Annotated in this window: 6 protein-coding genes and 1 pseudogene; 4 read left to right on the top strand and 3 right to left on the bottom strand. The window is 55.2% G+C overall.

Translation table 11 applies throughout. The features are described 5' to 3' along the window. A partial coding sequence (locus U5A65_RS40475) for a helix-turn-helix domain-containing protein (RefSeq protein WP_321949683.1) occupies positions 1-465 on the bottom strand: 465 nt, incomplete at its 3' end. 249 nt (positions 466-714) lie between these two features. Between U5A65_RS40475 and U5A65_RS40470 the strand changes: the two genes are divergently transcribed. The 3 genes from U5A65_RS40470 (at position 715) to U5A65_RS40460 (ending at position 4406) form a co-directional block, all read left to right on the top strand. Then, positions 715-1377, top strand: a complete 663-nt coding sequence (locus tag U5A65_RS40470) for a DUF3313 domain-containing protein (RefSeq protein WP_321949681.1) — start codon at positions 715-717, stop codon at positions 1375-1377. Between the two features lie 114 nt (positions 1378-1491). Continuing rightward, complete coding sequence (locus U5A65_RS40465) at positions 1492-1788, top strand: hypothetical protein (RefSeq protein ID WP_321949679.1); 297 nt, start codon at positions 1492-1494, stop codon at positions 1786-1788. Positions 1789-3701: 1913 nt separating this feature from the next. Continuing rightward, a complete protein-coding gene (locus tag U5A65_RS40460) occupies positions 3702-4406 on the top strand; it encodes a response regulator transcription factor (protein ID WP_321949677.1) in 705 nt (234 codons plus the stop codon). 53 nt (positions 4407-4459) lie between these two features. Here the strand turns inward: U5A65_RS40460 and U5A65_RS40455 are convergent. Both U5A65_RS40455 and U5A65_RS40450 read right to left on the bottom strand, forming a co-directional pair. Continuing rightward, a pseudogene (locus tag U5A65_RS40455) lies at positions 4460-4843 on the bottom strand (transposase); the annotation flags it as partial. A 361-nt stretch (positions 4844-5204) separates the two neighbouring features. Then, a complete protein-coding gene (locus U5A65_RS40450; RefSeq protein ID WP_321949675.1) occupies positions 5205-5759 on the bottom strand; it encodes a cysteine dioxygenase family protein in 555 nt (184 codons plus the stop codon). Between the two features lie 278 nt (positions 5760-6037). Between U5A65_RS40450 and U5A65_RS40445 the strand changes: the two genes are divergently transcribed. Further along, a partial coding sequence (locus U5A65_RS40445) for an aminotransferase class I/II-fold pyridoxal phosphate-dependent enzyme (RefSeq protein ID WP_321949673.1) occupies positions 6038-6364 on the top strand: 327 nt, incomplete at its 3' end.

The raw sequence follows: 6364 nt of genomic DNA, 5'->3' as shown, positions 1-6364 counted from the left end.
CTGCCCGGCGAACCGTTCCCGGAAAAACGCCATAGGGCTCGGATCATCCACAAGGATCGAAAGGACTGCCCGCGCAGGTGAGCGGTTCTCGTCCACCATCTGGCGCAATGCCGCAATCTCGAGTGAGAGCGCTTGCTGTGGGGCATCCTTCGGACGCGATTGCTGATAGTTGCGCCGGAACTGTTCGAAACTGACGTTGCGATATGCGAGTACACCCTTGAACAGATCAGCCTTGGAGCGAAAGTGATGCGTGACGGCCCCCTTGCTCAGACCTGATTCCCGGGCGACAGCCTCAAATGTCAGCCTCGCCGTCCCGTCGCGGGCGAGGACGGTCAACGCCGCCTCGATGATCGCATTGCGGGTCTGTTCTGAACGCTCCTGCCTGGCCAAAAGTTTGTCCCCAAAGTTATGGAGGGCTGAAATGGCGCGATCGAACGTGCCTTGCTTCCGGTAGCCCACTTGCACAATATCTGCATCCTGGACCGGGAGTATACGGCTCGATAAAAAAACCGTCCAGACGTTTTGCTTTCTCTGTATCTCGTGCTAGACTTCGCTCCAGTTCTTCACCTTGCATAGAAAACGAACCGTCTGGACGGCTTTGTTATTCCGCGAACACAGCGGAGATGCTGACGTCGTAGATCAAACCGCCCAGACGCCTTTGTTCATGCCGTTCATCATTTCCGTTGCAGCCGTGTATCTCTCATGAGACCCAAAATGACAATCACCAAGAATGCTCGCCACCTGCTGTTCGCGCTGTCGTTTCTCTCGCTGGCAGGTTGTGCCGGCGTTCAACCCGTCGCCTATTCCGGCATTCCGTCGTCTTCGTACCTGAAGGCAAATGCGCACGACGATACCGGACGCATTCCGTACAACTACTCGACGACGGTGAACTGGCAAGCCTACTCCAGGGTAATCGTCGACACGGCCACGGTCTATAACGGTGCTGACAGCCAGTTCGGCGATATCAGCGACGCCGACAGGGCAACGCTGGCCACTTACCTCCAGAAGTCTTTCACTCAGAAACTCGGGACGAGATTTGCCTCGACGACGCAGCCCGGCCCGGGCACGCTCCGCGTCAAGCTGATCCTCACGGGTGCCGAGACCACGAAACCCGTGCTTGGTCAGTTCACACATTTCGACATCGGCGGAAACGTCTATAACGGTGTGCAGGCCGTTCGCGGCGGTAAGGCGATGTTTGGCGGCTCTGTTTCGTACGCAGTCGAGATTTACGACGCGTCAGACAACAAGCTTTTGAATGCCTACGTAACAAGGCAGTATCCAAACGCCATGAACCTGGTCGCGAGTTTTGGCTCACTCGGTGCAGCGAAAGCAGGGATCGACAAGGGCGCCGACGCGCTGGTCGCTCAGCTCCGGTGAGCAAACACACGTCGCGCGACACAGTGGTTCATTGGCGTGTGAGCCACTGTGCGCGCAAAGCCCTTGCAGTGCATCCGGTATCGCAGGTAACCAAGTCGGCTGACGGAGCGCTAAATGTCTGGAATCGCGTCCCTCTTCGCACTGCCCCTCCCTTCGCCCGTGATGGTGGTGCTCGTGTTCGTTGCCGCTTATCTGCTGGTTGGCATTCCACTTCATTTCCTTGCCGGTGCCGAAGCGCGTGACATATGGGGGACGTGGACTGGACTTTTCGCCGCACTGATCTACATGGTGGTCTTCATTGACTTCTATCCTGAAGCGCACGATATAAACACACGTCAGCCGACCATTGCGCAACAAGGACTTTCCGTATCCGGGGAAGCGCAACAGCCGCCTCGCGAAGCCAGAAAATGAGTTGGCTAGTTATACGTTGCTGGCTCACATGGGCGGCAGACAAACTACGGCGGATGGTGCTCCGCGTATATAGGGTAATAGTTGGCCAACTTTGATTCAACCGTACCGGTGACAAACCTGGTCTGCTGGGCCCCTCGTCTTGAAGAACAGTTGATGTGAGATCAGGCAGTTAGAACCCGTTCGACGACGCCATCCATACAGGCCATTTTCACGATGAATTCTTCCACCCAACTCCAACCCCGCGCCACGCGGAGATCCCGCAGGCTACTGGTTTGGACGATCCCGATCTTCACGGCCCTCTTCTGTGTGCTCGTTATTGCAACGGTATTTTCAGGCGAGGTGCCAGGACTCACCGAAGGATTCCCATCCAAGAGCAATATCGACACACCCAAGAATAAGCCTTCCATGAATCGGCCAGAATATCAACCGTGAATTCTGTCGACACTAAAAGTATTTCTGTCGACGTGCGAAGCTCGGGTTCTTATCGCAAAGCGGCTGAGTGCGTTATCCACTACTGCATGGCCCGATTCCTACCGTCAAGACAAGCGCAGAGAGATGGCATATATCATCGACCAAGACGTCGGCACGATCCTCGACCTGTTTTCGTCGCGTGCGTACCCGACGATCTGGACACTAGCGCTAGACGCCGCATTTCTATCGCTGATAGCGGCATCTCTTCACCTCTTGCGACGGGCGGAATCCTTTGAAGTTTTCTTAGGCGCGATTGCAGGACTGATTGCAGGCCTCTCTTATTTTACCATTGCGCTTGGGACGCTTCCCGAAAACGACGCTCGTGCAATGCATTCGACAGGTTCGCCGACGCCTCGCGTCGATGTACACGGAAGCCCGATAGTCTTGTCTGGTGAATGGCAACATGGTCGATGTAAGACAAAGCAATAAACGCTATTTGTTTCCTTGATCGAACTTCAACCACAGAATGCTTGTTTCGAATCCGGCTTGCACAAGCACAAAAGTCACTTGGGAAATTATTTGGAGGTAGGCAATGAGAAGCCTGGGAGCCAGTCTGACTCTGTCAATCGCGTTCACGTGCATGCTGGCAGAGTGTGCTGCGGCTGCGACGGAAAATGAAATAAAACTAGAGAGTATGTCGGAATTCACAATCGGCGCGACAACTCAGCAATACGTAATCTGGAAGCTGGGAACCCCATCATCGACAAACACCATACCGGATGGATCGACGTTTCTGGTTTACGCATTCACGGACAAACCACCATTTTGGGACAGAGTGATGTCAAATTTCGGGCCGTATGCATCCACAAATGTTCGCAGAACCGACGTCAGTTTTCTTTTTGGACCGGATGGGACTCTCAAGAAATCAGATACCGTTTTATATCAATGATCGCCTGTACGAGCTACGGGACACAACGCTGTTGGCAACCCCGGGACATCAACGTTGATGTTGACTCATTTCCGCTTCCATTCACGTATGATCACTTTCAGGTGCAGGCGTACCGGTGCCAATTCTTTTCAGGATTTCCCTACCCTCCTTCCAGCTAATCCCTCTTTATCCTTGTGATATTCCCGCCATAATGAAGAGTTCAAGCCTTGGCTCCCGCGTCGCATTCTCAGCGTCATACCGTGTTCCAGGCAAATGGCGGCTCGTGTGCATGGCCAAACGCCAGAGCCGCAACCGGCAGCCACGACGCTGCATTGTGGATCGAGGCTTCGTTCCGCGGGACCAGAAGCGAACCTTCAATCGCAACGAATGTATGGCCGCCCGCCGATGAACGCCGACTCAACCGCGCATGTCCTTGCAGTTGCAAGCACCGCAAAATCGACAATATATACATCGGTCAAAGGTGCAGTGAGAATTAGCCGGTGCGCTCAGTCAGTACAAATCGGCTGTCCAATGAAGGTGCGACCTACGCACTACGATCCTGGATTTGATCACTATGCGTATAGCGGTTCTGGACTATGACCCTGGCCAGTCGCAATTCGTCTACGAGGCGCTGACCGCCGCCGGCCACGACTGCCATGTGTTTGCCGAGGGCCGCGCGCTGATTCACTGGATGCAGCGGGAGACTTTTGACCTCGTGATAGTCGACTGGAACGTCGTTGACATTCCGGGTGATGCTGTACTTGCCTGGATCCGCAATAACGTCGACTCGAATCTGCCTGTGCTTCTCATGACAAGCCGCACGCGCGCGCAAGACGCTGTCTATGCGCTGAACGCCGGCGCCGATGACTACGTCACTAAACCGATCGCCGCCCGCAAGCTTCTCGCGCGCGTCTCTTCGCTTTTGCGCCGGACTTGCCAGCAGGAAGCGGCGGCGACCTCGCAGCAGTTTGGCGAGTACCTGTTCGATATTCAGGAGGGTAAGCTTTTTCGCCACGGCACATGCTTGCCGGTTACCCGGAAGGAGTTCCAGCTCTCGCTACTACTCTTTCGCAATCTTGCGCGACCGCTATCGCGAACTCAAATCCGTGCGGCGGTATGGAAGCAACTGACTGACATTCCCACCCGTACGCTCGATACACACATTTCCACCGTACGAGTCAAACTCGGCCTTCGGCCAGAGAACGGCTATTGTATCGTCCCGATTTACGGCTATGGCTATCGCCTTGAAAGGCTTGATGCAGCTGCGGTGTACCCGTAGTGAATGCTCGGCAGAGGTCAAATGGCCGCTCGCTTCGCTTCTCATATCCCGAGGTGTGCAGTTGATCTGCGCTTCTCGCCCTTGAAGTCGTCCGCGGCGCCACCGTCGTTGTCCTTATCGTCACCGTTCTTACGTACAAAGCTCCTGTGTCCAGCCCACGCCTGGATCAACGTACGGTCAACGCTAAAGTGCTCGCCCGAGAGCAGCTTCTTCTGAGCGATGGCCACCACCTCGTTGAAAAATTCGATCACCGCATCGTGTCTGATCAGCCGATATCGGTTCTTCGTGAAGACCGTGGGCGCCCACACCTCGTCAACCATTGCCAGGCCAAAGAACCAACGATACAGTAGGTTGATCCCGATATGTGTTTGGGGTGCCATCTGCCGGTACTGCAAACGGAACAAAATTATGCGAACCAACGCTTGAGAAACGGCGCTTCACCCCGCGCTCCTCGAGATCTGGATGTCCATCTCAAGGCGTCGGATCGCACAGCCCCGTGCGATTTCTGCCGCCACCTTCATTCACCAATCGGATGTTCGACCACGCGAAGGGATCACGCAACCACTAATGCGCTGCGCCTCCATAGGTTTTAGCGCTGTTCCGGTGGTCGAGCGTGATAGCGCGCCGAACTAGGCATTCAATTCCTCGAGCCGCCGCCCATCGGTCTTCGCGCCGAATGCACCAATCAACACCGCCACCACCCAGCAACGCGTGTGCGTCACCGCAATCGCTTGTTTCTCCGACTTGTTCGGCCGATATTCAAAAGAATCTTAGTGGAATATCGGATCGAATGCCGGCTCAGGCATCCGCTGACTTCGACCACGCGAAGCAATCGAACACACGGTTGATATGCGTCGGAATAAGTTCTTTTCCGACACCATAGATGTGGAGCGATACTGCGGTCTCTTGGTGGAGGTTTCCAAGACGATGAACATCATGCAGACTCGACTCCCCAACAACAATGTCTCCAACCCTTCGCAGTTTTCCACCAACCTGCACCAGCTTGTCCTCCTCCCATCCAAAATGGTCCTCCGACAGTGTGCCCTGAAGCACCAGATACCCGCACCACGTCCAGTGGCAATGGACAGGACTGCGCTGCCCGTGTTGCCACGTAAGCAACATGATGGAGAAATGACCGTCGGGATGGGTATAGAGAATATCGCGTTCGTATCGCTCGCCGCTCCCCGTTCTCTGGCGATCCGTAAGCACCTCCGCCAAAGGAGTGGCACATTTCAGCAACTTGCGCAATGCAGGAAGCAAATCAAGAGGGCGCAGGGTCGTATCGGTTGAAAGTGCAGCTGCCAGTTCTCCCACAATCTGCTCGCGCTTCGCTGTCGCCTCGATAGCGTTCATCAGCTGCTCCTAGCTTGAATGAATTGGCCGATAATCGTATCCAAAATGATCGAGCAAAAATTTCCATAATGTTGTGCAGCTGCACTTCAATTTGGAAGAAAATTCTACGACCGACAATTTTCGTCTAGATACAATCTCAAGCCTGCCACGCAGAAATAGCCTTTGTTTCTCGACAGAAACTTTACGATTCTTCATTTTCACCTTGGTCACCTAGTCAATTCTTCGAGGTGTAACCGGGGTTCGGCAAAGACCTTCTAACTGTTTATCGCCTACAGGACATGTCTATCTTTTCAACCGTAAGCCTTGCCCCTCGCGACCCGATCCTGGGTCTGAACGAAGCCTATAACGCCGATGCGCGCGCGACCAAGGTGAACCTCGGCGTGGGCGTGTACACCAACGAAGAAGGCAAGATTCCGCTGCTGCGCGCCGTGCGCGAAGCCGAAAAGGCGCGCGTGGAAGCCGGTCTGCCGCGCGGCTATCTCCCGATCGAAGGTCTCGCCGCGTATGACGCCGCCGTGCAAAAGCTGCTGCTCGGCGACGACTCGCCGCTGATCGCCGCGGGCCGTGTCGTTACGGCGCAGGCACTGGGCGGCACGGGGGCGCTC

This window comes from Paraburkholderia sp. J10-1 (assembly GCF_905220165.1).
Lineage (GTDB): Bacteria > Pseudomonadota > Gammaproteobacteria > Burkholderiales > Burkholderiaceae > Paraburkholderia.
This window is presented reverse-complemented; position numbering and strand designations above follow the sequence as displayed.